This window comes from Cyanobium sp. Candia 9D4, assembly GCF_024346155.1.
Lineage (GTDB): Bacteria > Cyanobacteriota > Cyanobacteriia > PCC-6307 > Cyanobiaceae > Cyanobium > Cyanobium minutissimum.
This window is the reverse complement of sequence record NZ_JAGQCK010000001.1, coordinates 160,824-185,177: the sequence shown is the minus strand read 5'-3', so window position 1 is coordinate 185,177 and position 24,354 is coordinate 160,824. Positions and strand designations below refer to the sequence as shown.

The following is a 24,354-nucleotide window of genomic DNA, read 5'->3' as shown; positions in this document are numbered from 1 at the left end:
CTCATCCGAAGCGCAGCATGGCGGCCCCTTCCATCGCCGGCCGCTCCCCGGCCAGCAAGGGGGTGATCGCCTCGCGGATGCGCTCAGCCGAGGGGGGACAGCCCGGCAGGTAGAGATCCACCGGAATCACCTCGTGCAGGGGCAGCACCCGGGGCAGGAGCTCGGGAACGATGCCGGGGGCGAAGGGCAGCTGGCCGGTGGCGTCGGCCAGCTCCAGGTAGCCGCGCTCCAGCACCGCTTTGGCGCTGTCGTGGCCGGCGTCGAGCAGGTTGCGCAGGCCGGGCACATTGGCCGTCACGGCGCAGTCGCCGAAGGAGATCACCAGGCCCGTGCGCTGCCGCACCTGCAGGGCCAGCTCCAGGTTGTCGACGTTCGCCACCGCCCCCTCCACCAGGGCGATGTCGACGGCCTCGGGGTAGATCTTGGCGTCGGTGCCGACCGGAGAGAACACCACATCCACCTTCTCGGCCAGATCGAAGAGGAATTCATCGAGATCCAGGAACGACATGTGGCAGCCGGAGCAGCCCGCCAGCCAGACGGTGGCGAGACGCAGCTTGGCGGCGGGGGGGGAGGGGGTCATGGTGGGGTCGGTCACTGGTTGTGCCAGCGGTGCTGGTCGCGGGCGGCGCGCAGCAGGGCGGGCAAGCCGGCGTCGGGCTGCTTCTCGGCGGTGGTGTCGGTGTTGCGGAACAGGGCGCCGGTGGGGCACACCTCCACGCACTTGCCGCAGGAGGTGCAGGCCTGCACCTGGCCCCAGGGTTCATCGAGGCCGGCGACGATGTGGCAGTGGCCGCCACGGCTGCCGATGTCCCACACATGGGCGCCTTCGATCTCGTCACAGACGCGCACGCAGCGGGTGCAGAGGATGCAGCGGTTGTGGTCGAGGGTGAACTGGGGGTGGGAGGCATCCACCGACCGCTGGGGGTACTGGTAGGGGAAGCGGGAATGGTCCATGCCCACGGTGACGGCCATGTCCTGCAGCTCGCAGTGGGTGTTGGCCACACAGACGGCACAGACGTGGTTGCCCTCGGCGAAGAACAGCTCCACCGCCATGCGCCGATACTCCCGCAGCTGGGGCGTATGGGTGTGGACCACCATCCCCTCGGCGGCGGCGGTGCTGCAGGCGGGCAGCAGCTTGTTCGATCCCTCCACCTCCACCAGGCAGAGCCGGCAGGAGGAGACCGGGCTGAGACCGTCGAGGTGGCACAGGGTGGGCACGTCGGCCGCGGCCGCCCGGGTGGCTTCCAGCAGGCTGGCCCCCGCCGGCACCGCCACGTCCTGGCCATTGACGTTGAGGGTGACGACGGCCATCAGCGCACCTCCCCCGGGGCGCCGCAGAGCGCGGGCTCCCGGCAGGCCGCCTCGTATTCGTGGCGGAACCAGCGCAGGGTGCTGAGCACCGGATTGGGGGCCGACTGGCCCAGGCCGCAGAGGCTGGTGACCTTGACCATCTGGCAGAGGGCATCGAGGCGTTCCATGTCCTCGGGGGTGGCGCGGCGCTCCACGAAGCGATCCAGCAGCTGGGCCAGCTGCACGGTGCCGGCGCGGCAGGGGATGCACTTGCCGCAGCTCTCGTTGACGCTGAAGCCCATGAAATGGCGCGCCACCTCGGGCATGGAGGTGCTCTCCCCCATCACCACCATGCCGCCGGAGCCCATCATCGAACCGAGCGCCACCAGGCTCTCGTAGTCGACGGGGGTGTCGAGCCGCTCCGCCGGGATGCAGCCGCCCGAGGGCCCCCCCGTCTGCACCGCCTTGATCGGCGAGCCGTCGGGCACCCCGCCGCCGATCACCTCCACCACGGTGCGCAGGGGGGTGCCCATCGGCACCTCCACCAGGCCGGTGTTGACCACCGCCCCGGAGAGGGCGAACACCTTGGTGCCCTTGCTGTGCTCGGTGCCCATCGCCGCATACCATTCGCCCCCCTGCCGCAGGATCGCCGGCACGGCGGTGAAGGTCTCGACGTTGTTGATCAGGGTGGGCGCCCCCCAGAGACCCGACTGGGCCGGGAAGGGGGGCCGGGGCTGGGGCATGCCCCGCTGGCCCTGGATCGAGAGCAGCAGGGCCGTCTCCTCACCGCAGACGTAGGCGCCGGCCCCCACGCGCACCTCCAGGCGCAGGTTGAAGGTGGTGCCGTGGATGTGGTTGCCCAGCAGGTGACGGCTGCGGGCCTGCTGCAGGGCCAGCCGCAGGCGCTCGATCGCCAGGGGGTATTCCGCCCGCACGTAGACGAAGCCCCGCTCGGCGCCGACGGCGTAGGCGGCGATCGCCATGCCCTCGATCAGCCGGTGGGGATCGCTCTCCAGCACGCTGCGGTCCATGAAGGCGCCGGGGTCCCCCTCGTCGGCGTTGCAGACCACATAGCGGGGGCCGGGGGGCTGGAGGGCCACCGTGTCCCACTTCAGGCCCGTCGGATAGCCGGCACCGCCCCGGCCGCGCAGGCCACTGCGGCGCACCTCGTCCCGCACCTGCTCCGGGGTGAGCTCCTGCAGCACACGCTGCAGCTGGGCGTAGGTGCCGAACGCGATCGCGTCGTCGATGGATTCGGGATTCACCTGCCCGCAGCCCTCCAGCACCACGGGCCGCTGCAGGGCGAAGAAGGGACCGTCCAGATCAATCCGATGGGCCGCCAGGGGGTCCGACGCGGTTGTGGGAGCGGCGTCCCCCTCACCATCGGCGGCGAGGGCGTCGGTGATGAGGGCCCCGGCCAGCTCGGGCGACAGCCCGCCGAACAGCCGGGTGCGGCCAGGCCTGTCGCAGGCCACCAGGGGACCGCTGCCGCACTGGCGCAGGCACCCCACCGGCTTGATCGTCAGCTGGGAGGGATCGAGGCCGGCCGCCTCACGGGCCCCCTCCAGGGCGGTGCGCAGGCCCTGGCTGCCGGCGGAGCGGCAGCCGCTGGCATCGCAGCAGCGCACCTGCACAGGGGAAGGCATGGCAAACCGGTAACGCCTCTCCTTCTGGTAGCCAGGAAATGGCCGGAGCGCCGCTCACCGGCCCTTGGCGAGGCTCCGGGCGATGGTATCCACCGTGGTGGGCAGGGGGGTGTTGGCCGGGATGACGCCATTGGCGTCGAGCACCTGGCGGATCTGCTCCAGCAGCGGGGTCAGGTTGTTCTGGCGGGGGTCGAGCAGCTCGTACTGCTCCTGGGGCCCGGGAAAGCGGATCCCCTTCAGCACAGCGGTTCCGGCACCGGGCCCGAGGCCGAGGTAGTCGGCCATGCCCTGGCGGGCGCCGACCTGCCGTTCCCTTTCCTCCTCCCGCGCCGCCCGCCAGCCCTGCAGGAGGGCCAGCACGGCATCAGGGTGCAGGCTCAGGAGCTCGGGTTCGACCGCGAGCACATCCAGGATCTCGTTGGGAAGTTGCCGGCTGGTGAACAGCGTGTTCAGGGCCAGGGCACTCCGCAGCGTTTCGCTGCGGGGCGGGTAGCTCACCACCGCCGCCACCGTCCCTTGCCGGAGGGCCGACTCCCACACAGCGGCGGGCAGGAACCTGAGCTGGGACGGCACCGGTGGGGGCAACCCCTGGGAGGCGAAGGCCCGGGCCAGCAGGTAGCGGGAAAGGCTGCTGCGATCAAGGGCGATCGGCCGGCCGACCAGGCCCTTGAGATCCCGGACGTCCTGGCGAGCCAGCACCTGATCGCCACCGCGGGATTCATCGACGACGAAGACGATCACCGGACAGCGCTCCGGTGCCAACCCGCAGATGGTGACCACATCGATCGCGGTGGTGGCGATCACCTGGGCCGTCCCCGCGATGTAGGCCTGGACGGCGCGGTCATTGTCCACGAAGTTGCGGACGTCCAGGCTGAGTCGTCGCGGGTCGTAGAGCTGCCGGCCCTGGGCCAGGGCGAAATAGGCGTAGCCCGGCCAGGGGTTCATCGCCAGCACGAGCCGGGGCGGCTGGCGCCAGCAGCCGATCAGCAGCGCCAGCAGCAGGACGACCAGACCCGTCAGCGCGCCGTTGCGGTGACGCCAGCCCGTCCGGCGCCTCCCCGGAGGGTCGGCGAAGCCAGCGACAGCCCCCATGGGTGGGCCAGAAATATGAAAAAAGTATTATGGAGGTCAGAGCGAACGGTTTCCACCCCGCCCGGCCCCGCCGCCGACTTCCCCCCCTGCTGCCCTCTCCGCCGCCAGATGAGCGCCAACCCCGGGAGTGGAGCTCGCCGGTGGCTGCCGTGCTTGCCGTCGGGGTCTTCGCCACCGGCCTGCTCACCTGGAGCAGCATCCAGCAGAGCAGCCATTGACACGGCCGCTGGGAGCAACCCGCCGCCGATCTCGTCGTTGCCGCCCTGCATCGGAAACTGGCGGGCACCGAATCGGTGCTGCGGGGTCTCGTCGGCCTGCAGATGGCGTCCCAGGAGGTGACCCTCGGGGAGCTGCAGCGATTTGTCGCATCCCTGGAGAGCGATGGCCGCACCCTGGAGGGCATCAGCACCCTGGGCTTTGCGACGGCCGCCTCCGGGCGGGCACCGATCGGGCTGATCGCACCGATGGACCCCGGCAGCCGCACCCTGCTGGGGACGGATCTCTGGTCGTGGGTGCGCGGCGCCGGCAAGGAGCCCGGGCAGGCCCCCGCCCCCCCCGAGGGATGGCTCCGGCCAGGCCGTTCCCGGCCGGGGGAGCCAGCCTTCCTGGTGCAGATCCTGCCCTTCGGCGGCAACCCCGGCACGGCCATCGCGGGGTCGCCACCGGCGACGCGCTGGGCCTTCGCCACCCTGCCGCTTCGGGATGTGATGCGGTCGGCCCTGAACCACCCGCTGATCCGGCTCGACCAGCCCGTGGACCTGCAGCTGTACCTCGGCGATCGCGCCGAACCGGCCCAGCTCCTCTACGACTCCCGCAACCTGCCTGCGGCCGGCATCCTGCCCCACGCCCACGCCCACAGCCTCGACATCGGAGGCCAGCGCTGGCTGCTGCTGGTGCACCCCGTCCATGGCCCCACGTCCCGGCTGCCCACCTGGTGGGCCGGGCTGCTGCTGGGTCTGACGACCAGCGTGCTGGCCGCCCTGCTGACCCGGGAGCTGCAGCGCCGGCACCGACGGGCCGAACAGGAGGGCCGCCGCCTGGGGGAGCTGCGCAGCCAGCTGGTGGAGAGCCTCCACTGGCTTGGCCTGCATCGCCGGGCCTGCTCCCTGATCCAGGAGGGGATCGTGGTCACCGGCGGCGACGGGGCGATCCTCTGCTGCAACGAGGCCTACGTCAGGATCACCGGCTACCCGGAGGAGGAGCTGGTCGGTCGCAACCCGCGCATCATGGGCTCCGGCTATCAGTCGAAGGGGTTCTATGCCGCGCTGTGGGAGCAGCTGCTCGCCAGCGGCCACTGGGAGGGGGAGATCTGGAACCGCCGCCGGACCGGTGAGGTCTATCCGGCCTGGATTCGGATGGGCGTGGTGCGGGACGGCTCCGGGGCACCCAGCCACTACATCGCCGCCCTGGCCGATCTGACCGTCCTGCGGGAGAAGGACCGGCAGCTGGAGTATCTCGGGTTCCATGACCCCCTCACCCGCCTGCCCAACCTGCAGATGGCCGAACTGCGGCTCGGTCAGCTGTGCCAGCAGGACCAGCCGCTGCTGGTGATCTGGATCGAACTGGACGGCATCAAGCGCATCGAGGAAAGCTTCGGCCCGGCCAAGGGGGACCGGTTCGTACAGATCGCCGTCGATCGGCTGGGCCACTTCGTGGGACCTGCGGACGTCCTGGCCCAGGTCGGCCGGAGCGAGTTCCTGATCGTGCACGCGCTGGAGCCGGCCGACGCCACGGCCCTGCAGACGGCCAGCGCCCTCATGGCCGCCTTGACGGATCCGACGGCTTCCGAGGGGGTGGATCTGGCCTTGTCAGCCTGGGCGGGGGTGAGCTGCTTCCCCCAGGACGCCAGGGAGCCGGAAACCCTGCTGCAGTTCGCCGCCACGGCCCTCGCCCAGGCCAGACGCCAGGGGCCCCAGGCGGTGCTGCGGTACGCGGCCGAGATGACGGTCCAGAGCCGCCACCGTCTGGCGATCGAAGCCCACCTGCAGCGGGCGGTGGACGCGGACCAGCTGCAGCTTCACTACCAGCCCCAGGTGGATGGCCAGGGGGCGTTGCTGGGGGCCGAAGCCCTGCTGCGCTGGCGCAGCCCGAAGTTCGGTTCGGTCTCCCCCCTGGAGTTCCTGCCCATCGCCGAAGCCAGCGACCTCATTCACCGGATCGGCGAGTGGGTGCTGGAGGAGGCCTGCCGTCAGTGGCAGCTGTGGGTGCAGGCTGGTCTGGACCCCGGCCGGCTGGCCGTGAACCTCTCCACCCGCCAGTTCCAGGATTCCCACCAGACCGTGCCGCAACTGGTGCAGGCCTGCCTGAGCCGCACGGGGCTGGAGGTGGCCCGGCTGGAGCTGGAGATCACCGAAAGCTGCCTGATGCCGGCCCTCGGCACCCGGGAGCAACTGCTCGGCTTGAACACCATGGGGGTGGAACTGGCGATCGACGATTTCGGCACCGGTTTCTCCTCCCTGAGCACCATCCACCGATTCCCGATCCACAAGCTCAAGATCGACCGATCCTTTGTGGATGGGGTCGACACCAACCCCACCTCCCAGTCGATCGTGCGCGCCACCCTGGCCATGGCGAAGGGTCTGGGGGTGGACGTCCTGGCGGAGGGGGTGGAACGTCCCGAGGAGCTGGAGTTCCTGGTCCGCTGCGGCTGCCCGGCCTTCCAGGGCTACCTGTTCAGCCGCCCCCTGGCCGCCGCTGACTTCGAGAACCTGCTCCGCCGGGGCGCGGCCGTCGGCCCGGTGGCGGGCGCCGAGCCGGCGACGGTCCCCCGACCATGAGAGCCCCCCCGCCCCACGAAGACCGTGCGCCAGGGGGGTCTGCTGGCCCTGCTGGCCGGGCTGGCGGTGCTCGGCAATGTGTGTGCGCTGCCGCTGTTCTTCGGCATTCAGATCCTGCTGGGATCCACCGTTCCCACCCTGATCCTGCTGTGGCGGCGCGGCTGGTGGAACGTGGCGGTCGCCCTGCTGGCGAGCGTCTACACCTGGAAGCTCTGGGGCCATCCCTGGGCCATCGTGATCTTCAGCGCCGAAGCCCTGTGGCAGGCGGTGTTCCTCAATCGTCTCAACGGTCCGCCGGAGAACGACCTCAAGGGTCGAATCATCCTGGCCGAGATCGCCTTCTGGCTCCTGGTCGGCGCGCCGATGGTGTTCTTCTTCTACGGCGTCGTGCTGCAGATCGATCCGGCGAACGTGGCCGTGACGGCCGCCAAGCAGGCCGTGAACGGCCTGGCCAACACGGTGGTGGCCTTTCTCCTGTTCGTGCTGCTGAAGGTGTGGCACAACCGCAGGGGCCAGGGACTGCTGCCCCTGCGGGGCCTCGTCTTCTCCGTCGTGCTGGCGGCCTTCACGTTGCCGTCCCTGGCCCTCACCTTCCTCTCGGGCAACCTGCTGCAGGGGTCGGCCCAGGAGGGGGTGCTCGACAACCTGCGGACCGTCGCTGACGCCGCGGCCCGGATCACCCCCAGCCAGCTCGGGGAGCCCACCCGGGGACTGCCCGCCAGCCCCGGTGCGACGGCGTTCCTGCTCATCGACGCCGAGGGGCAACGGATCAGCTCCAACCCGGGACTGTTCCTCCGCCTGGAGAACCACTTCGTGCCGGCACCGCAGCGGTGGATTCAGCCCGATGGGCTGCAGATCCTGGTGCCCAGTGGCCCGCGCCCCGCCCTCAAGCTGTGGATCCAGGACTACTGGAGCACCACCCTGACCTCCGGCCGCCATCTGGTGCAGGTGGTGCAGCCCGCCGGACCGGTGGTGCTGAAGCTGCAGGCCCAGAGCACCACCCTGCTCACCACCTCGTTGTGGCTGATGCTGCTGGGGGTCCTGCTCAGCGAGTTGATGGCCGGCCTGGTGGAGGGGCAGATGGGGCGGCTGCGCGCCTCGGTGCCGGAAGTCAGCCACGAGCCCCCCGGCCTCGCCGGCGCTGCCGGGACTGTGGGGGGTGGCGGTGACGGCAGCGTCATCGCCGAAGTGCAGGGCCTGATGGGCCGTCTCCACGAGCACCTGCGCAGGGAAGCGCGGCTGAGCCAGGATCTTGCTGCCATGGGCGAGCGCTTCCGGCAGAGCAGCGAGCAACTGCGACGGCTCTCAAGCACCGATCTGCTCACCGGGGCCAGAAACCGCTCCGAGCTGGAACGCAGCCTGAAGCTGATCAGCCAACGGGCCGCCGACTGCACTGTGCCCCTCTCCTGCCTGGCCTTCGCGGTGCAGGGTCTGCGGCCGATCAACACTGTGCTTGGCCGAAAGACCGGTGATGAGGTCCTGCAGCGGCTGATCGCCAGCGTCAGGCACCTGCTGCACGCCAACGACGAACTGTTCCGCATCGGAGGCAGTGAATTCCTGGTGCTGCTGTGGGATCAGCCGCTGGAAACGGCCCGGACCACGGCGGAACAGATCCGCAGGGTCGTGAACGAAACGGCCCTGCCGGTGGGACACGGGCCCTCCCCCGGGCTGGCCATGAACGCGGGGGTCAGCCTGCTGGCGGCCACCGACACCAGCGGTCAGGCCATGCTCTCGCGGGTGGAGCTGGCCCTGAACCAATCCAGGGATCTGGGGGCCAATCAGGTGGTGGTGCGCTGAGGCACGCCGGCGGCCTCCAGCCGGGCGTCCAGTTCCTCGGGCTGGTCCACCGGCAGCCGGGTCACCAGCTCCCCGTCCACCACCAGCACCGGCGCCTGGCCGCAGGCCCCCAGGCAGCTCACGTGCTGCAGGGCCCAGACGCCGTCCTCGGCCGGGTCATCGAGGCGCACCCCGAGACGCTGCTCGATGCGGGCCGCCACCTGCCCGCCACCCTTCACGTAGCAGGCGGTGCCCAGGCAGATGGCGCACCGGTGGGCGGTGGGCGGCTCCAGACGGAACAGGTGGTAGAAGCTGGCCACGCCGTGGACGCGGCTCAGGGGCAGCCGCATGGCGACGGCCACCACCCGCAGGGACTCCGGCGAGAGATAGCCGTGGATCTCCTGCACCTGGTGCAGCACCTCGATCAGGGCATCGGCACGGGCCCCGTGGCGACGGACCACCTGGGCGATGCGCGGATCGTCGTCGCCCGCGGCGGCGGCGGTCGGGGCGGCTGTGGCGGCGGAGCGGGTCATGCCTTGGGTCTCCCACGTCCTCTTGCTAGCCACCGCTGCAGGGTTGGTCAGCTGCGCGTTCGCTGCACGGCCGCCGCCAGGAGTGCGGCAGGCTCGGGAGGCTTACCTATAATCATTCTTGATGTGGACGCCCGGGCTATGACCCCCCTCCTGCGACAGGTCCAGCTTCAGGCGGCGATGTTGGGCATGGCCCTGCTGTTCGCATCGGCAACCCTGGCCTGTGAGAAGCACCTCAAGGGGCACCAGAACAGCGCCGAGACCCAGGCGGAAGGCCTCAGCCGCTGAGGCCTGCAACCACCGACAGACCGGTGGGATTGGCGGCTCCGTGATTGTCAGCTTCATTCGTCAGTCACCACAATTTGGTTCCCCTCCAACGTCGCTATCGATCACGGTTGGTCGTCCTGGCTGCGGCCTTGATCGGCCTTTTTCTGGTGGATCTGCTTCTGTCGAGGCGCCTGGGAATCAGCCTGTATCCGTACTACTGGGTCCCCGTCGTTCTCGCGGCCCTGTTCGCCACGCCCCGCCAGGTGGGCTGGTTCACGAGCCTGGCGATCATCCTGACCATCGTCTGGTCCCTCTTCTCTCCCCAGGCCACCACCGTGAAGCTGCTGCTGCGGCTGGCCGGCCTGATCGGGATGGCCTGGGTCGCGATGCACCTGTCCCGGGAACTGCGGGAGAAGGAACGCAGCAACCGGGAGCTGAAGGATCACTACCAGCTGCTGGCCGAGAACGCCCCCGACGTGGTTCTCAGCAGTGATCGGCTGGGACGGATTTCCTGGGTGTCCCCCTCCGTGCTGCAGCTGCTGGGCCACGACGCCCGCGACCTCAGGGAGCGGAGCATCGCCGAGCTGGTGCTGGAGCCGGACCGCGCCCGCCTGGACCGGGCCATCGGCCAGGTTCTGCAGGGGCAGAACAGCGGCTGCGATCTGCGCTTCCGTGCCGCCGAGGGCGACGGCCGCTGGATCTCCATGGCCCTGCGGCCGGTGCAGGGGCCCGATGGCGCGGTGACCGGCATGGTGGGCAGCTGGCGTGACATCCAGGGCGAAGTGGACGCCCGTCTGGCGGAGGAGCGCACCAAGGCGGCCCTGGCCGCCTCGGAGGAACGGCTGCGGCTCACGATGGAGAACACCTCCACCGGCATCGCCCTGCTCGACGCCGAGGGCCATGTGCTGTCCATCAACCCCGCCGGCGGGGGGCTGCTCGATCGGAGTCCGGCCGACCTGGAGGGGCTCACCTGGCCGTCGTTCTCACCGCCGCAGGACCGGGACAGCGAAGCCCCGCTGATGGCGGAACTGCTGGAGGGCCGGCGCCGCTGCTACCGGCTGCGCAAGCGCATCCTGCAGGGGGAGCGGCCTCCCCTGTGGGTCGACTGCAGCGTGTCCTGCTGCCGCCGGCCCGACGGCAGCCTGGCCTTCGTGATCGCCCAGTTCAACGACGTGACCGACATGGTGCAGGCGGAAGCCGCCCTGGCCACTTCAGAGCAGCGTTACCGACTGCTGGCGGAGAACTCCAGCGACGTGGTGCTGCTGATCAAGGAGGGGCTGGTCAGCTGGATCTCCCCTTCGCTCACTTCGATGCTGGGCTGGCTGCCGGAGGACTGGATCGGCCATCAGCTCAGCCGCTTCATCCCCGCCAACGAGCATCCGGTGCTGGAGCGGGACCTGCGGACCCTGGCCGCCGGCGGCACGGTGGTGCGCCGGCTGCAGGCCCTGTCCCACGACCGCAGCCATCGCTGGGTGGAGCTGCATGCCAGTCCCCACCGGGATTCCCAGGGCCGGCTCGACGGCATCGTCGGCTCCTTCCGCACGGTGGACCAGGAGGTGGCCGCCGAGCGGGAACTGGCCCGCCGGGCCTGCACCGATGAACTGACCGGCCTGGTGAACCGCCATGAGGCCCTTGAGCGCATCACCGCCATTGCCGGCCGGGTGCTGCGCAAAGGGGACGCCACCGCCGTGTTGTTCTGCGATCTCGACAACTTCAAGGAGATCAATGACACCTTCGGCCACGTGCCCGGCGACGAACTGCTCCGGACGGTGGCCTCCCGGATCCGCACCGGTCTGCGCAGCGGCGACATGGCCGCCCGCATCGGCGGGGACGAGATGGTGGTGGTGCTGCAGGGGGTGCGGGGGCTGGGCGATGCGGTGACCATCGCCGAAAAGCTCCGCCGGGCCGTGGCCGAGCCGATCGTCACCAGTGCCGGCAGCCTCTCGATCACCCTGAGCATCGGGGTGACCATGGTGCAGCCGGGCGAAAACCCCGACGAGATCATCTCCAGGGCCGACCATGCCATGTACCGGGCCAAGCAGACCGGCCGCAACCAGGTGCTGCCCTTCAGCGAACACATGGACAGCGCCGATGGCCGCAGCGTCACCTGGCAGCCCGTGCTCTGAGTTGCTGCTCCTGCAGGCATGACGTAGACCGATTTCTGCGCGCAGAGAATCGAGAACGCCATGGGCAGCATCAGGATCGTCGGCATCGACCATGTGGTGCTGCGCTGCAGGGATCTGGAGCGGATGGAGCGCTTCTACATCGATGTGCTCGGCTGCACCGTGGTCCGACGCAATGAACCCCTGGGCCTGATCCACCTGAAGGCCGGCAGCGGCCTGATCGATCTGGCGGCGGTCGATGGGGAGCTCGGTCGCCGGGGAGGGGCGGCGCCGGGGGCGGAGGGGCACAACCTCGACCACATCTGTCTGAGGGTCGAACCCTTTGACGAAGCCGCCCTGCGGGCCCATCTGAGCCGTCAGGGCATCGAGGCCGGCCCCCTGCATCACACCTACGGGGCCGAAGGAATGGGGCCGGCCATCTACCTGGAGGATCCGGAAGGGAACAGTGTCGAGATCAAGGGACCGCCCGAACACTGATGGCCGGAGCCCTCACGGCTCCGGGTGGGTTCAACCGCGCCAGGTGGGCAGCCCGCCGTGGACCAGGGTGCCGCGGTGGCGCCAGAGGGCCGCCGCACTCACCTCGATGCCGTGATGCTGCGCCAGATCGGCAGCAGCCTGTGGCGAATCGGATGCACTCAGGGCAGCGGCAAACTGCGGATCGCGACGCGCCAGTTCCTTCACCAGATGGAGGGCTTCGGTGGCGTTGGCATGGGGCAGAACAGCAACCTCGATGGGAGGCGTTTCGAGGGTGGATTCGTAGGTGGATTTGCTGGTGAATTCGCAGGTGGACATGGGATTTCCTCTCCTCTTTTCCTGACCCTAATGGATCGGAATCGTCAGCGAGATAAGTGGAAACACCCATCCCATCGCTTCATGATGCCGAACAAGATGATCTGAAATAGGATGATCCCTTCCCACGACTGGCGGCATCGCCATAAATTCTCGTCGCCGGGAAGTATTCCGACTCCAATTGCACTGTTGCCGCCACATCTTCCCCGGCAGTTTCCGCGATGAAATGCAGCGTGAGATCGATGCCGGAGGAGATGCCCGCCGCCGTCCAGATGGCCCCGTCTCGGCAGAAGCGTTCCTCCACCACCTCCACGTCGCCGAGGGCCCGCAGGCGATCGAGGGAGGCCCAGTGGGTGGTGGCCCGCCGGCCGCTGAGCAGGCCGGCGGCGTGCAGCAGGAAGGAGCCGGTGCAGACGGAGAGCACAGCCCGGCAGCCGGCCGCCTGGCGCCGGATGAAGGCGATCAGCTCAGGGTTGGCCACCTCGGTGCGGGTGCCCTGGCCCCCCGGCACCAGCAGCACATCCAGCGGTGGGGCCGTGGCGAAGCTGGCGTGGGGCAGCAGCAGCATCCCCTTGGCACAGGTGATCGGGGCCTCCTCCTGGCCGATCAGCAGGCACTGGCTGGGGCCGCCGGGCTGGCGCGCCCAGATCGTGGCCATCTCCCAGGGGCCGACGGCATCGAGTTCCTCCACCCCGGGGAACAGCACGATCCCGAAACGGCCGGCGGTGGCACCGAGAGTGGCACCGGAAGATAGGGCTGAATCCATCGTCACCTCCACCCGCGGGCCCGCGTCAGAGGCCGCCCAGGCCCCTCATCAAGACGCAAGGCTGAACAGCAGCTGCAGCAGGGCAAAACCCGCCAGGCAGGTGGCGGCCAGCAGAGGTGCGACATGTACCAACTTCGGGATCCCACGATGTCTCCGGTCTAGGCCGGGTGAGCTCACCGGGAAAGCCCGACCAACCGGCGGGTGTGGAGAGCCACAGACACAGTTGGAGATGAACTTTTGTCCCGGTCGGCGACAGCCCGGAAGCCGAGCAGACGCCCCGGCACCTGGGCGGCGACCACCACCCCGGTTGCTCCGGTGGCGAGGCCGGCCTCCTGGAGCCGCCCCACGGTCCACCCGTTGCAGTTGCGGGTCCAGATATAGGTGCCATGGGCCGGGACAAAACGCCCCCCCTGGCCGGGCCGCCGTGGCAGGGCGGGGAGGCGCTCGCCGTCGCGGTCGCGCCGGGCGCTGCGCTCCAGGGCGGTGAGGAGGGCCCGCAGGGTGGGGGCCTCCACCTGCCGCTCCCAGACGGCGACCGTGCCTGCGAGCCGCGGCGGATCGGGATGGCCGGCGAGGAAGAGCACCGAGTCGGTGGGCAGGAACAGGGCGGCCACCAGGGCCTGGGGGCCGCGCTCTCCCCCGTGGAAGTAGCGCCGATCGCCCCAGGCGAACTCCAGGAACGGCGCCGCTTCGGCCCCCGGTGGACCGAGCCTCCAGCCGGGTGGCTGCTGCACCACGATCGCGGTGTGGTGGCCCCAGTCCACCACCAGCACAGTGTGGCGCCCCGCCGGTGGCTGGGGCAGCCGCACCAGGGGAGCACGGGGCTCGGGCACGACGGCGGCATGCAGCAAAGGCCCTCCCACCAGCTCCAGCAGGACCCAAAGCAACGGCATGGGGGCAGGGGGACTTGAACCCCCACAGCCTTTCGGCCTGCGGATTTTAAATCCGCTGCGTCTACCAGTTTCGCCACGCCCCCGCGCGGAGATCCTAGATTCACCCCACTTCGCGACATCCCCGGTGGCCCTGAGCAGCCTGCCGCTCGACACCCTGCTGGTGATCGGCGCCTACCTGGCCCTGGCCGGCGCCTACCTGCTGGTGGTGCCCCTGGCCCTCTACTGGTGGATGCACAAGCGCTGGTACGTGATGGGCAAGATCGAGCGCACCGCCATCTACGGAATGGTGTTCCTGTTCTTCCCGGGGCTGATCCTGTTCGCCCCCTTCCTCAACCTGCGCATGGCGGGCCAGGGCGAGGCCTGAGCCGTGACCCGCGCACAGGCGATCCTGCTGGGCCTGGTGGTCTTCGCCATCGGGGGTGGTGGCTACTGGGTGTTCCGCTCCAGCGGCCTGGAGGGCTTCTCCCCCGGCATCGCCGCCTCGGCGCTGCTGATGCTGGTGGTGCTCGGCTGGACCGCCAGCTACCTGCTGCGGGTGGTGGGCGGCAAGATGACCTACATGGAGCAGCGGCGCCGCTACCGGGCCGCCTACGACGCCGTCACCGACGAGGAGCTGCAGCGCAAGTTCGAGGCCCTCAGCCCCGAGGAGCAGGAGAAGCTGCTGGCCGAGGTGGGGCAGCTGCAGGCCGATGCCGAGATGTGAGCGCCCCCGGCGGCCCACGGACGACCCCATAGGCTCAGGAACACCGTCCCGCCCTCCGGCCCGATGAGCGTCGCCGCCACCGCCGGCCCCAGCACCGCCCCCACCCTGATCCAGGAACGCTTCACCGCCCTGCGGGCCCAGGGGCGCTGCGCCCTGATGCCCTTCCTGATGGCGGGCGATCCCGATCTCTCCGTCACCGCCGCCAGCCTGCTGGCCCTGCAGGCCGCCGGCGCCGACCTGATCGAGCTGGGCATCCCCTACAGCGATCCCCTCGCCGACGGCCCGGTGATCCAGGCCGCCGCCAGTCGCGCCCTGGCCGCCGGCACCACGCCCGGCCGGGTGCTGGAGATGCTGGCCTCCCTGCGGGGCCGGCTGAACGTGCCGGTGGTGCTGTTCACCTACAGCAACCCCCTGCTCAACCGGGGAATGGACAGCTTCTGCCGTGAGGCAGCCGCCGCCGGGGCCGCCGGGCTGGTGGTGCCCGACCTGCCGCTGGAGGAGGCCCAGAAGCTCTCCGCCATCGCCGCCGGCCACGGCCTGGATCTGGTGCTGCTGGTGGCCCCCAACACCCCGGCCGAACGCATGGCCCGCATCCATGCCGCCAGCCGCGGCTTCACCTACCTGGTGAGCGTCACCGGGGTGACGGGGGTGCGCACCAGCCTGGAAGACCGGGTGGGCCCCCTGGTGGGGCGGCTGCGGGAGCTGGGCCCCACGCCGGTGGCGGTGGGCTTCGGCATCGCCACCGGTGAGCAGGCCTTCCAGGTGCGCCGCTGGGGCGCCGATGGCGCCATCGTGGGCAGCGCCCTGGTCCGGCGTATGGCCGCGGCCCACCAGAGCGGCGCCGATGTGGCTGCCGATGCCGGCGCCTTCGTCGCCGAGCTGCGCACGGCCCTCGACCAGCCGCTCTGAGCCAGCCTCAGAGGGCAGGGGCGCAGGCGCCCAGGGCCAGGGCCAGCAGAAGGGCGGCGAGCAGGGCAGGAACACGCATGGCCATGGGGCAGCTGCCCCCCATGATGGGCCGATGGACGTCGATGCCCTGCCGTTCTCGCCCGCCTGCCTGCGCAACCAGGGGCCGATCCTGTCGCTGATGCGCCGCTGGCTGGCCCCCGGCGCGCGGGTGCTGGAGGTGGGCTCGGGCAGTGGCCAGCACGCCATCCACATGGCCCGCCATCTGCCGGGGGTCCGCTGGCAGCCGAGCGAGCGGCAGGAGGCCCTGGCCGGCCTGGCCGCACGCATCAGCCTGGAGGGCGGGGAAGCACTGGCCCCGGGGGCGCAGGTGGCGGCGCCGCTGCTGCTGGATGTGACCCAGCCCCAGTGGCCCGCGGGCCACTTCGAGGCCGTGTTCACGGCCAACACGCTGCACATCATGCCGGCCGCGGCGGTGCCCCAGCTGCTGGCGGGTGGCGCCCGGGTGCTGGCCGCTGACGGCCTGCTGCTGATCTATGGGCCGTTCCGCTATGGCGAGCGCCACACCGCCGCCAGCAACGAAGCCTTCGATGCCCACCTGCGCCAGCTGGATCCGGCCATGGGGGTGCGCGACGCCGAGGCGATCCAGCGCGAGGCCGACGGCCTGGGGCTGCACCTGCAGACCGATGCGGCGATGCCCGCCAACAACCGGCTGCTGGTGTTTCAGAAGCAGGCCGAAGGGCGCGGGGGATGAAAGGCTGAGGGGCGTTCACCCCGACCCGGCGGCCGCCGCCGTTCGCCCATGAAATTCGTCCTCTGGGGCACCTATTGCGCCGATGTGCTCGAGCGCCGCACCCCGTTCCGGGAGGAGCACCTGGCCGGACTGAAGCGCCAGAAAGAGGAGGGCGTGCTGCTCACCCTGGGCCCCACGGCCGACACCCGCTTCGTGTTCGGCCTCTACGAGGCCGACGACAAGGAGACGGTGGAAGGCCTGGTCAAGGGGGACATCTACTGGCGCCAGGGCATCTGGACCGCCGTGGAGGTCCACCCCTGGATCCAGGCCTTCTGAGCCCGCAGGGGATCAGGCCCGGGGCCAGCCGTCCAGGGCCTGCTGCCACACCCAGGCCGCCACCGCCTCCGGCCCGCCCTCGCCAAGGGACTGGGCATAGCCACCCATCTGGCCGATACCACCGGCGGCGATCGCGGCGATGGCGTCCGGGGAGGCGACGCCGTTGCGCTCCAGGGCCGCCAGCTTGAGGGTCTTGCCACGGCGGATGATGTTGCCCCCCTGGAGGTGACAGCCCGCGCAGTGGGCCCCGAACAGGGAGCTGCCCACATCGAGAACGCTCACCTGGAGCACGCCGCCGTCGATGACCTCCGCCTGAGGGACCTCCGCCTCAGGGACCTCCGCCTGAGGGACCTCCGCCTGAGGGACCTCCGCTTCAGGACCGGGGGACCCGGACGAGGGCGATGAGACGGGCGGTGACAAGGGTGGTGAAACGGCAAAGGCCGCCCCGGGAAAGCCGAGGGCGGCCGGAGGCAGGACCAGGGCCAGCAGCAGCAGCAGGGCCACCAGAAACGACACCAGCCGACGCCAGATGATCAATCCTCGTCGTCGGCGCTGCCGGCGGGGATCAGGCGGATCTGCTTGCGGCCCAGCTTGATCTCGAACTCATCGCCGGGCTTGAGATCCAGCATGGCGGTGTAGGCCTTGCCGATGAGGAGATTGCCGTTGCCCTGCACCGTGGCCACGTAGCTGAGCTTGCGCCCGCCCTTGCCCACCTTGCCGGCCGCACCGAACTCGACGCCTTTGGCTTCGAGCAGGGCCTCGTAGAAGGCGGTGAAGTTCAGGCGCTCGGCGCCATCCTTCTTGGTGGAAACATAGCCACAGGCCCGAACGATCTCGGACTTGCCGACATCGCCGAGCTCCTTGACCTTGGCCAGCAATTCCGATCCAGTCAGCATGGTATGTAGGTGGAGGCAGGTGTGAGGTTAGGTGTAAAACATACACCAGCGCGATCAGCCTTCCGCCGATAGCGGCCACCATCAATGCACAACGACCGCCTCGATGCTGCCGATCCGTCCTCTGCGTCCCGATGATTGCCAGCAGCTGATCGCCGTTTATCACGAAGCGGTCATCAGCCAGGCCGGGAACCTCTACAGCCCGTCGCAGATCGAGGCCTGGTCACAACAGGCCGGTCGCAATGATGACTTCCGGTCGTCATTGCTACGCGGCCATGGGTTGGTGAGCACCACCCACCATGACGACACGATCATCGAGGCATTTGCCCTTCTCGATCCCGTCGACCGGCTCGCCCTGCTCTACTGCCGGGGCCGCTCGAGTCGCCAGGGGCGGGCCAGCGCCCTGCTGGAGGCCCTGGAAGGGCACGCCCGCTCGCGGGGGGTGGCTCGCCTGCGCACCGAGGCCAGCCAGCTCTCCAGGCCCCTGCTGGAGCGGCGGGGCTGGGTGGTGGACGCCGAGGAGACGGTGACGCTCGGCGGCGTGGCGTTCCTGCGCTGGCGGATGGGCAAGGATCTGCTCTGACGCCCGTCCTGCGCCCGATGGCCGAAGCCCAGCTGCAGCAGTTCCTGGAGAAGGTGCGCCAGCTCCAGGCCTTCGTGGCCCTGAGCGAGGCCGACCCCGCCCTGCGCCAGGCCCTGCGGGACTGCGGTGACCACCATCAGGTGGTGGCCCTGGCCCGCTCCCGCGGCTTCGAGATCGGCCGCCGCTGGGGGGAGACGCCGCCGGAAGAGGGGCCCGCGGCCGACGCGGCGGATGGCGGGGCCTCCCTGGTGCGGAGCCCCTGCCCCGCCGACGGGGAGGAGGTCACCACCGTGCTGCTGCAGACCCCCCAGCTGCGGCTGGAGCGGATTCACTCGTGCAACGCCCGCAGCCCCGAGGGCTTCTGGTACGACCAGGCGGACGATGAGTGGGTGGTGCTGCTTCAGGGGAGCGCCACATTGCAGTTTGCCGATGAGGCCGAACCCCATGCCCTCGCCTGCGGTGATGCCCTGCTGATCAGTGCGGGCCGTCGGCACCGACTGCTGGCGAGTGACCCGCCGCCTGGAACGATCTGGCTGGCCCTCTTCTGGCCAGCTCTTCCCGTTCCCTGACCTCCCGCTCAATCGCCTCCCGCTCATTGACCTGGCGCACCATCCAGAAGGCGGCCGCCAGGCACAGCACGGCCACCCCCAGGCCCACCACCAGCATCGGCTTGTTCTCGGCATTCGGAGGCAGCACGATCACCTTCCGGGCCACGGCGGTGATCGCCGTGAGCAGCACCAGCTCGATCTGCACCACGTGGCGGCGCAGGTAGGAGGTGATGTTCTGCAGCACCTCGATGGCGATCAGCAGGTTGAGCAGATCGCCCAGCACGGCGATGAGCCCCTCCCCCTCCCAGCGCACGGCGGGATCGACCAGCTGGAAGAGCAGTTCAACGGAGAACTTGAGGGCGGCCACCACCAGGACCAGGAACAGCATCACGGCCAGGAGCTTGGCCACCAGGCGCTCACCCCGGTCAATCAGGTGGAGGAAGGGCTTGTCCTGGAAAATCCGCTGCAGACGTCGCATCAGTTCTTGAAGGGCTGGAAGTTCGGCTGGGCCGGTGTGTCACTGGGGGGATTCTCGATCACCGTGTCGCAGGTGACGGAGCCGTCCGGCCCTGTGACGCAGTTGGTGGGCTTGATCTGGGTTTCCGGGCCCACATTGCCACCGCGCTTGAGCATGAAGGACTCCACCTGGGCCTGGGCCGCGGGGGAAAAGCAGAGACCACTGACCAGGGCGGCGGCGGCCCCCATGGACCAGGGAAGGACGCGGCGGGAGACGGCGGAGGCGTTCATGGCGGTGGGCGTCGGCAGGGGCCGCAGGATCGTTCAGCCCCCACTCTGGAGGCTGGTCGCCTGGCCCGCCAGCACGGATGGCCAGGCCGTTCAGGCCCCGCCGTCCGCCCGGATCTCCTGCAGCAGCAGGTCGAGCTGTCCCATCGAATCCTGGAGCAGGCCATCGTCTCCAGCGGAATCCGCAGCGCCGCCGGGCTCCTCGCAGAGCCAACCGGCCTCGATGGCACAGAGCCGTTCCGCCAGACCGGCCGCCCCCTCGCGGCAGTAGGTGCGATGCAGTTCGTCGATCAGCACCGGCATGCGGATCGAACCGGCCCGCAGGGCCCGCCGCAGGTCGGACTGGGTGCGGCCACTGAGGCGCAGCCAGTCCTTGAGGAGGCTCTGCAGCTCATCGAGCTGCTCCGGGCTGAGGGTGGGGGCGGAGGCGGGCATCGCCGGACCCTACCCCTGCCGGCGGGACAGGGGAAACCAGCGGTCGAGCCGGCTCTGGGCCCGGGCGCGGATCGCCGGGGTGCGATGGGTGCCGCACAGCCCCAGCAGGGCGGTGAGGGCCACCATGTCGTCGCTGAAGCCGGCCGCCGGGATGAAATCGGGGATCACATCGAGGGGCAGCAGCAGGTAGGTGAGGGCCGCCAGGACGGTCAGGCGCACCTGGGGCGGCGTGCCGCCATCAAGCAGCAGCTCCAGGCACTCGAAGGCCGGACGGGCGATGGTGCGGCCGGCGCGGCGCAGCAGCCGCACCAGCAGGGCCTCGTCGACCACCGAACTCTCGAGCACCTCGGCATCTACGGGGTCGTGGCCGGCGCCGCTCTGATGAGCGGCGGCCTGGTCAGAAAAGGCAGTGGCCGAAGGGGCACCAGCCATGGCAATCTGCTCGGGAGGAGGGACACGCCACAGGACGGGCGTGAGGTCATTCTGCGGGCGCTGGAGGTGGGTGGACGAGGGGCGGATCCCCCACCCTTCACTCCTCGACCAGGCCGCTCTCGATGCCGGTCTTGCGGAGCTTGCGCAGGGCACGCTGCACCACCTGGCGGCAGTACTCGCGGCTGCACTCCAGCTGACGGGCCACCTCGGCCAGGGTGCGCCACTCGTGGCTGCCGTCGAGCCCGAAGCGCAGCATCACCACCGTGCGTTCCTTGGGGGTGAGGTTGGACTTCTCCAGGAGCGTCCAGACCGACTCGGTGCGCTCGGCCTGCTCGGCCCGCTCCATCGGCGCCGGCTCGTTGCTGGGCAGCACGTCGACCAGCTCGGAGGGATCGGCCTTGGAGCGCACGGCCCCCTGCAGGCTCACGGTGACGCTGCGAAGCTCGCAGCCCAGCAGATCCTCCACCTCGGCCACGGGCAGCCCCATGGCGGTGGCCAGCTCGGCGGCGTTGGGGGAGGAGCCGTGGGACTGGAGGTGGCGGGCCTTGGCGGCCCGCAGCCGGGTGAGTTTCTCGTTGACGTTGACCGGAATGCGGATCGTGCGGCTCTGGGTGGAGAGGGCACGGTTGAGGCCCTGGCGGATCCACCAGTAGGCATAGGTGCTGAAACGGTGACCGCGGGTGGGGTCGAACTTCTCGACCGCGCGGGTCAGACCGATCGTGCCTTCCTGGATGAGGTCAAGCAGATCCAGCCCCTTGCCTTGATAACGCTTGGCGAGGTTGACGACGAGCCGCAGGTTGGCTGTCACCATTTGCTGTTTTGCACGCTCCCCGTTGCGCAGGGTGCGCTTCTCAAGATCATCGAATTCGCAGGCCGGGCCGCTGCCGCCGGCCTGGGCGCAACGCTCGTTGAGGCTCACCATCGCCTGCACTTTTCGCCCGAGGGTGAGCTCCTGCTCAGGGGTAAGCAGCTGGTGACGGCCGATCTCGCCGAGAAAGGCACTGAGGGAACTCGCCATGGAGCATCCGAATCGCTGTGTCGAACCTAGGGTTGTTTCTGGATGTTCCTGAAACGAACAGAAAGCCTTCAGTGTTCCGTTGCGGCTTCCACATACGACGCCCTCCAGCGTCCGTTGTTTCCATAATTTGTGCTGATTTCCTCTTTCCAGGGCTGCCCAGGGTTCCCGGTGAGCGGAAGCCAGCCGCTACCGTCCGGGGCGATCACCTGACTCCAGCCGATGGCCGGGCTTCTCTCCATCCCCTCCGAGGTGCTCTCCAGCGCCGGAGTGGCCTACGTCCACTACCTGAGCTTCATGGTCTGCTTCGGGGCCCTGGTGCTGGAGCGGCGCCTGATCCGGCCCGACCCTGACCGCAAGGACGCGATCCTGATGGTGATCACGGACGTGACCTACGGCCTGGCCGCCCTGGGGGTGCTGCTCAGCGGCATCCTGCGGGTGCTGTACTTCGGCCAGGGTTCGACCTTCTACACCGAGAACCCCCTGTTCTGGTGGAAGGTGGGCACCTATCTGGCGGTGGGCGCCCTGTCGCTGTACCCCACCATCACCTACATCCTCTGGGCCATCCCCCTGCGCAAGGGGGAGCTGCCGAAGGTGAGCGAGGCCCTGGCCAACCGGCTGCGCTGGGTGCTGAACATCGAGCTGGCGGGCTTCGCCGCCATTCCGCTGATGGCGGCCCTGATGGCCCGCGGCGTCGGACTGGCGGGCTGATGGGCCGGCGCTGGCGGCTCCGGCTGGTGCTGGGAGGCGCCGCGGCGGCCCTGCTGCTGCCGTCGCTGCGCCTGGCGGCAGTGGCGGCCCCCAACGCCCCAACAGCCGCCACCGGCCCCACCTGTGCCCCCGGCCGGGCCATCCGGCCGATGGAACCCAGCCGCCCTGGGGCCGCAACGCCGATCGCCACCGCAGCCGCCCCGGCTGCTGCCCAGGCGGGCGCCACGGACTACCGCCAGTGGCTGCGGCCGACGCCCCTGGGCTGGGCCCGCCTCGATCACTGGTGCGTCTGGGTGGAGCCGGCGGCCAGCGACGGGCCCGCCCGGATGTGGGACGAGCGCTGGCTCGGCGCGGTGGAGCGGGCCCTGGGGACCTGGGGGCAGGAGCTGGCGATCACCCGGGTGGCGGATCCGGCGGCGGCCCAGGTACGGATCCTGAGGCGCCGGCCGCCCCTGCTCAGGGAAGCCTCCGGCCGCACCCGGGCCAGCCATGGCCGGGCCGAGCTGGCGGTGCTGGCGGTGGATCGGGGCGCGGGCTGGATCCTGGAGCCCCAGGTGCGGGTGCTGATCAGCCCGGGGCAGCGGCCGGAGGCCACCGAAGCCACGGCGCTGCACGAGCTGGGCCATGCCTTCGGACTGTGGGGCCACAGCGACGATCCGGCCGATGCGATGGCGGCGGTGCCGGGCCCCCGACCGGTGCTGGCGCTCAGCCCGCGGGATCGGGCCACCGTTCGGTGGCTCTACCAGCAGCCCACCGACTTTGGCCGGCCACTGCCGACGGCGGCGGTGCCCACTCAGCCTGGCGGGGCCTCCTCGGGGGGTGAGGGCCGCTGAGCAGGATGCCGGTGGTGGTAGGGAACGAAACCGAGGCCGTAGATCTGCTCGAGCCGGGAGGGGCTGAGGGCGTGGTCGGGGGTGCCGTGGCAGCGGAGGCTGCGGTTGAGGCAGAGCACGCCGTCGCAGGTGCGGCGCACCATCTCCAGATCGTGGGAGACCTGCAGGATCGTCCAGCCCTCGCTGCGGCGGAGCTGATAGAGGAGGGTGTGGAACTGTTCGGCGGCGCGGGCGTCGAGGCCGGCCTGGGCCTCATCAAGCACCAGCAGGCGGCGGGGACGCACCACGCAGGAGGCCAGCAGGACACGCTTGAGCTGGCCGCCGGAGAGCTCCGACAGCAGACGATCGGCCAGGTCGGCGCAGAGGGTCTTGCGCAGGGCGGCGCGGACGGCGCTGCGACGGGCCTCGCGGCCCAGCCAGGGGAGGGCCAGGCCCGGCGGATCCCAGCCCAGGCCGACGAACTCGGCCACGGTGAGCGGGAAGCGGCCGCGGGGGATCAGGGTCTGGGGCAGGTAGGCGAGCCGGGCCCGCAGCTCGCGCGGCAGCTGGCCGCGGCTGCCGAGGCTGCAGCCGAGGAAGCGCACCTCACCGGCCTGGCGGGGCAGGATGCCGAGGATGGCCTGCACCAGGGTGCTTTTGCCGGCGCCGTTGGGGCCCACCAGGGCCGTGTCGGACTCGGCCTGCAGCTGGAAGCTGACGTCATCGACGGCCGTGACACCCTCGCGCCGCACGCTCAGGTGGCTGACTTCGAGAACCATTTCGGCCATCCCAGCAGCCTACCCAGAAGCCCCACGGCCGGCCGCCGCCGCCGAGAATGGGGCCTCAACGCTGCGCCCCTCCCCCTGCCATGACCTGCCTCGCCGTGACCGGAGCTTCAGGCAAGACGGGCTGGCGGGTGGTGGCAGAGGCCCTGGGCCGGGGCTGGCGGGTGAAGGCAATCCTGCGGCCGAGCTCCGAGGTGCCGCCGGGGCTGGAGGGGGCGGAGCTGGTGCGGCTGGAGCTGGGGGATACGGAGGCCCTCGGGGCGGCCCTGGAGGGCTGCGACGCGCTGGTGATCGCCACCGGAGCAAGGCCGTCGGTGGATCTGGCCGGGCCGCTGAAGGTGGATGCCCTGGCGATGCGGCCCCAGATCGCTGCCTGCAAGGCCGCCGGCGTGACGCGGGTGGTGCTGGTGAGCTCCCTGTGCAGCGGCCGCTGGCTGCACCCGCTCAACCTGTTCGGGCTGATCCTGGTGTGGAAGGGGGTGGGGGAACGCTGGCTGGCGGCCAGCGGCCTGGAGTGGACGGTGGTGCGCCCCGGTGGACTGAAGGAAACAGAAGAAGGGATCGAGGCCGAAGGCATCCGCTTCAGCGGGCCCGACCAGCAGGAGAGCGACAGCATTCCGCGGCGGCTGGTGGCGCGGGTGTGCCTGGATGCGGTGGAGAGCCCGGCGGCGATCGGCCGCATCATCGAGATCACCAGCAGCCCCGAGCAACCGGCCGTGCCGCTGGCGGAGTGGCTTGCGAGCAGCGCCGCCTGAGGGCGGCTGTAGGG

At 70.3% G+C, this 24,354-nt stretch carries 32 protein-coding genes and 1 tRNA gene; 16 read left to right on the top strand and 17 right to left on the bottom strand.

Going from position 1 to position 24,354, the window contains the following annotated elements; translation table 11 throughout:
• Position 1: 1 nt before the first annotated feature.
• From KBZ08_RS00955 to KBZ08_RS00940, 4 genes are read right to left on the bottom strand one after another with little or no spacing between them, the layout of a single operon-like run.
• Positions 2-580: an oxidoreductase gene (locus tag KBZ08_RS00955; RefSeq protein ID WP_254970653.1), complete on the bottom strand. Its 579-nt coding sequence runs from the start codon at positions 578-580 to the stop codon at positions 2-4.
• 11 nt (positions 581-591) lie between these two features.
• Entirely contained in the window at positions 592-1,311 is a 720-nt protein-coding gene (gene hoxU, locus KBZ08_RS00950) for a bidirectional hydrogenase complex protein HoxU (protein WP_106221473.1), read from the bottom strand.
• The gene (locus tag KBZ08_RS00945) at positions 1,311-2,936 is read right to left on the bottom strand and encodes a NuoF family protein (RefSeq protein ID WP_254970650.1); all 1,626 of its coding nucleotides are present in this window, start codon (positions 2,934-2,936) and stop codon (positions 1,311-1,313) included. Before KBZ08_RS00945 ends, hoxU begins: the two co-directional genes overlap by 1 nt.
• Positions 2,937-2,990: 54 nt before the next feature.
• Positions 2,991-4,028 (bottom strand): hypothetical protein, encoded by a 1,038-nt coding sequence (locus tag KBZ08_RS00940; RefSeq protein ID WP_254970648.1) that lies wholly within the window; start codon positions 4,026-4,028, stop codon positions 2,991-2,993.
• A 29-nt stretch (positions 4,029-4,057) separates the two neighbouring features.
• Here KBZ08_RS00940 and KBZ08_RS00935 point away from each other — a divergent pair, with 29 nt between their 5' ends.
• The 3 genes from KBZ08_RS00935 to KBZ08_RS16445 all read left to right on the top strand — a co-directional run bounded on the left by KBZ08_RS00935 (position 4,058) and on the right by KBZ08_RS16445 (position 8,602).
• Positions 4,058-4,246, top strand: coding sequence for a hypothetical protein (locus KBZ08_RS00935; RefSeq protein ID WP_254970646.1), 189 nt, complete (start codon positions 4,058-4,060; stop codon positions 4,244-4,246).
• A gap of 75 nt (positions 4,247-4,321) precedes the next feature.
• Positions 4,322-6,805 carry a bifunctional diguanylate cyclase/phosphodiesterase gene (locus KBZ08_RS00930; RefSeq protein WP_254970645.1) on the top strand — a complete coding sequence of 828 codons (2,484 nt, stop codon included), beginning with the start codon at positions 4,322-4,324 and terminating at the stop codon, positions 6,803-6,805.
• 24 nt (positions 6,806-6,829) lie between these two features.
• Positions 6,830-8,602: a GGDEF domain-containing protein gene (locus KBZ08_RS16445; RefSeq protein WP_254970643.1), complete on the top strand. Its 1,773-nt coding sequence runs from the start codon at positions 6,830-6,832 to the stop codon at positions 8,600-8,602.
• Here KBZ08_RS16445 and KBZ08_RS00920 read toward each other — a convergent pair.
• Entirely contained in the window at positions 8,584-9,114 is a 531-nt protein-coding gene (locus KBZ08_RS00920) for an NAD(P)H-dependent oxidoreductase subunit E (protein ID WP_254970641.1), read from the bottom strand. The two genes, KBZ08_RS16445 and KBZ08_RS00920, sit on opposite strands and share 19 nt — an antisense overlap.
• Positions 9,115-9,252: 138 nt before the next feature.
• On the opposite strand from KBZ08_RS00920, the gene KBZ08_RS00915 reads away from it, so the two are divergent.
• From KBZ08_RS00915 to KBZ08_RS00905, 3 genes are all read left to right on the top strand, one after another.
• Positions 9,253-9,399: a hypothetical protein gene (locus KBZ08_RS00915; protein WP_181280128.1), complete on the top strand. Its 147-nt coding sequence runs from the start codon at positions 9,253-9,255 to the stop codon at positions 9,397-9,399.
• 128 nt (positions 9,400-9,527) lie between these two features.
• On the top strand, positions 9,528-11,504 hold the full coding sequence (locus KBZ08_RS00910; protein ID WP_254970640.1) for a bifunctional diguanylate cyclase/phosphodiesterase: 1,977 nt from the start codon (positions 9,528-9,530) through the stop codon (positions 11,502-11,504).
• Positions 11,505-11,564: 60 nt separating this feature from the next.
• Positions 11,565-11,978, top strand: a complete 414-nt coding sequence (locus tag KBZ08_RS00905) for a VOC family protein (protein WP_254970639.1) — start codon at positions 11,565-11,567, stop codon at positions 11,976-11,978.
• A gap of 30 nt (positions 11,979-12,008) precedes the next feature.
• Here the strand turns inward: KBZ08_RS00905 and KBZ08_RS00900 are convergent, their stop codons facing one another.
• From KBZ08_RS00900 to KBZ08_RS00885, 4 genes are all read right to left on the bottom strand, one after another.
• Positions 12,009-12,293, bottom strand: a complete 285-nt coding sequence (locus KBZ08_RS00900) for a hypothetical protein (protein ID WP_254970634.1) — start codon at positions 12,291-12,293, stop codon at positions 12,009-12,011.
• 79 nt (positions 12,294-12,372) lie between these two features.
• Entirely contained in the window at positions 12,373-13,056 is a 684-nt protein-coding gene (locus KBZ08_RS00895) for a DJ-1/PfpI family protein (protein ID WP_254970632.1), read from the bottom strand.
• A gap of 173 nt (positions 13,057-13,229) precedes the next feature.
• Positions 13,230-13,949, bottom strand: a complete 720-nt coding sequence (locus KBZ08_RS00890; RefSeq protein WP_254970631.1) for a DUF2459 domain-containing protein — start codon at positions 13,947-13,949, stop codon at positions 13,230-13,232.
• Positions 13,949-14,032: transfer RNA gene (locus KBZ08_RS00885), tRNA-Leu, on the bottom strand. The genes KBZ08_RS00890 and KBZ08_RS00885 overlap by 1 nt, the downstream gene beginning before the upstream one ends.
• A gap of 41 nt (positions 14,033-14,073) precedes the next feature.
• Here KBZ08_RS00885 and KBZ08_RS00880 point away from each other — a divergent pair.
• The 5 genes from KBZ08_RS00880 (at position 14,074) to KBZ08_RS00860 (ending at position 16,627) form a co-directional block, all read left to right on the top strand.
• Positions 14,074-14,313: an NAD(P)H-quinone oxidoreductase subunit L gene (locus KBZ08_RS00880; RefSeq protein WP_216915774.1), complete on the top strand. Its 240-nt coding sequence runs from the start codon at positions 14,074-14,076 to the stop codon at positions 14,311-14,313.
• 3 nt (positions 14,314-14,316) lie between these two features.
• Positions 14,317-14,652 carry a DUF3007 family protein gene (locus tag KBZ08_RS00875; RefSeq protein ID WP_216922652.1) on the top strand — a complete coding sequence of 112 codons (336 nt, stop codon included), beginning with the start codon at positions 14,317-14,319 and terminating at the stop codon, positions 14,650-14,652.
• A 63-nt stretch (positions 14,653-14,715) separates the two neighbouring features.
• A complete protein-coding gene (trpA, locus tag KBZ08_RS00870) occupies positions 14,716-15,561 on the top strand; it encodes a tryptophan synthase subunit alpha (protein WP_254970627.1) in 846 nt (281 codons plus the stop codon).
• A 112-nt stretch (positions 15,562-15,673) separates the two neighbouring features.
• On the top strand, positions 15,674-16,312 hold the full coding sequence (locus KBZ08_RS00865) for a DUF938 domain-containing protein (RefSeq protein WP_254970625.1): 639 nt from the start codon (positions 15,674-15,676) through the stop codon (positions 16,310-16,312).
• 48 nt (positions 16,313-16,360) lie between these two features.
• Complete coding sequence (locus tag KBZ08_RS00860) at positions 16,361-16,627, top strand: YciI family protein (RefSeq protein WP_254970623.1); 267 nt, start codon at positions 16,361-16,363, stop codon at positions 16,625-16,627.
• A 12-nt stretch (positions 16,628-16,639) separates the two neighbouring features.
• Here KBZ08_RS00860 and KBZ08_RS16440 read toward each other — a convergent pair whose 3' ends face one another.
• Both KBZ08_RS16440 and KBZ08_RS00850 read right to left on the bottom strand, forming a co-directional pair.
• A complete protein-coding gene (locus tag KBZ08_RS16440) occupies positions 16,640-17,164 on the bottom strand; it encodes a c-type cytochrome (RefSeq protein ID WP_315861232.1) in 525 nt (174 codons plus the stop codon).
• Positions 17,161-17,523 (bottom strand): AbrB family transcriptional regulator, encoded by a 363-nt coding sequence (locus KBZ08_RS00850; protein WP_015110844.1) that lies wholly within the window; start codon positions 17,521-17,523, stop codon positions 17,161-17,163. The genes KBZ08_RS16440 and KBZ08_RS00850 overlap by 4 nt, the downstream gene beginning before the upstream one ends.
• A 103-nt stretch (positions 17,524-17,626) precedes the next feature.
• Between KBZ08_RS00850 and KBZ08_RS00845 the strand changes: the two genes are divergently transcribed.
• Together KBZ08_RS00845 and KBZ08_RS00840 are read left to right on the top strand one after the other, a co-directional pair.
• Positions 17,627-18,103, top strand: a complete 477-nt coding sequence (locus tag KBZ08_RS00845) for a GNAT family N-acetyltransferase (protein WP_106221502.1) — start codon at positions 17,627-17,629, stop codon at positions 18,101-18,103.
• 17 nt (positions 18,104-18,120) lie between these two features.
• A complete protein-coding gene (locus KBZ08_RS00840) occupies positions 18,121-18,672 on the top strand; it encodes a Nif11 domain/cupin domain-containing protein (protein WP_254970620.1) in 552 nt (183 codons plus the stop codon).
• On the opposite strand, the gene KBZ08_RS00835 is transcribed toward KBZ08_RS00840, so the two are convergent.
• The 5 genes from KBZ08_RS00835 to KBZ08_RS00815 form a co-directional block, all read right to left on the bottom strand.
• Positions 18,578-19,129: a phosphate-starvation-inducible PsiE family protein gene (locus KBZ08_RS00835; protein ID WP_254970619.1), complete on the bottom strand. Its 552-nt coding sequence runs from the start codon at positions 19,127-19,129 to the stop codon at positions 18,578-18,580. The genes KBZ08_RS00840 and KBZ08_RS00835 overlap by 95 nt on opposite strands.
• A complete protein-coding gene (locus tag KBZ08_RS00830; RefSeq protein ID WP_254970617.1) occupies positions 19,129-19,398 on the bottom strand; it encodes a hypothetical protein in 270 nt (89 codons plus the stop codon). Before KBZ08_RS00830 ends, KBZ08_RS00835 begins: the two co-directional genes overlap by 1 nt.
• A 90-nt stretch (positions 19,399-19,488) precedes the next feature.
• Positions 19,489-19,830, bottom strand: a complete 342-nt coding sequence (locus tag KBZ08_RS00825) for a hypothetical protein (RefSeq protein ID WP_106221510.1) — start codon at positions 19,828-19,830, stop codon at positions 19,489-19,491.
• Between the two features lie 9 nt (positions 19,831-19,839).
• The gene (locus KBZ08_RS00820) at positions 19,840-20,262 is read right to left on the bottom strand and encodes a YkvA family protein (RefSeq protein WP_254970615.1); all 423 of its coding nucleotides are present in this window, start codon (positions 20,260-20,262) and stop codon (positions 19,840-19,842) included.
• A gap of 97 nt (positions 20,263-20,359) precedes the next feature.
• Positions 20,360-21,280, bottom strand: coding sequence for a sigma-70 family RNA polymerase sigma factor (locus KBZ08_RS00815; RefSeq protein WP_106221515.1), 921 nt, complete (start codon positions 21,278-21,280; stop codon positions 20,360-20,362).
• A gap of 219 nt (positions 21,281-21,499) precedes the next feature.
• On the opposite strand from KBZ08_RS00815, the gene KBZ08_RS00810 reads away from it, so the two are divergent.
• Entirely contained in the window at positions 21,500-21,988 is a 489-nt protein-coding gene (locus KBZ08_RS00810) for a DUF2214 family protein (protein WP_106221517.1), read from the top strand.
• Positions 21,988-22,821 (top strand): peptidase, encoded by an 834-nt coding sequence (locus tag KBZ08_RS00805; RefSeq protein ID WP_254970612.1) that lies wholly within the window; start codon positions 21,988-21,990, stop codon positions 22,819-22,821. Before KBZ08_RS00810 ends, KBZ08_RS00805 begins: the two co-directional genes overlap by 1 nt.
• On the opposite strand, the gene KBZ08_RS00800 is transcribed toward KBZ08_RS00805, so the two are convergent.
• Positions 22,782-23,588, bottom strand: a complete 807-nt coding sequence (locus KBZ08_RS00800) for a metal ABC transporter ATP-binding protein (RefSeq protein WP_254970610.1) — start codon at positions 23,586-23,588, stop codon at positions 22,782-22,784. The two genes, KBZ08_RS00805 and KBZ08_RS00800, sit on opposite strands and share 40 nt — an antisense overlap.
• A gap of 80 nt (positions 23,589-23,668) precedes the next feature.
• Here KBZ08_RS00800 and KBZ08_RS00795 point away from each other — a divergent pair, with 80 nt between their 5' ends.
• The gene (locus KBZ08_RS00795; RefSeq protein ID WP_254970608.1) at positions 23,669-24,340 is read left to right on the top strand and encodes an SDR family oxidoreductase; all 672 of its coding nucleotides are present in this window, start codon (positions 23,669-23,671) and stop codon (positions 24,338-24,340) included.
• Positions 24,341-24,354: the final 14 nt, after the last annotated feature.